At 61.2% G+C, this 430-nt stretch carries 1 protein-coding gene; it reads left to right on the top strand.

The genetic code is table 11. The annotated features are described in order from the left end of the window. On the top strand, positions 1 to 430 hold a 430-nt coding region (locus HMPREF3145_RS03000; RefSeq protein ID WP_141740793.1), incomplete at both ends, for an HNH endonuclease signature motif containing protein.

A 430-nucleotide genomic window follows, 5' to 3' on the forward strand; every position in this document is an offset into this window, starting at 1 on the left:
TATCTTGCGCGGTGATGGCGACGGTGGTGGAGTGCCGCATGCAGTACCACGCCCGATTGTTATGGTGCCGCTTCCAGAATGGACCCGGATCCAATCCGGTGCCGGTGACGAGGTCACTCTCACGCTAACCGATGGCACCACCATGACGGGTGCGGAATTTCTCGCGCAGCAATTCGGCGACGAGCTGGAAGTCGCAGCGTTTCACCCGACCGAGGGTGCAGTCAACCTGTATCGCACCCAGCGGTTTGCCAATGGCAAGCAGCGCGCGTTGGCATCCATGATGTCGCCAACCTGTCCGGTGCCCGATTGCCGGCATGGAGCTGACAACTGCGAAATCCATCACATCCAGGCCTGGCGGCACGGCGGGGAGACCAACCTTGCCAACCTCGTACCGTTATGCCGGTTCCATAACGGGCGCAACGACGATGAC

It is taken from the genome of Corynebacterium sp. HMSC05C01 (genome assembly GCF_001807155.1).
GTDB lineage: Bacteria > Actinomycetota > Actinomycetes > Mycobacteriales > Mycobacteriaceae > Corynebacterium > Corynebacterium coyleae.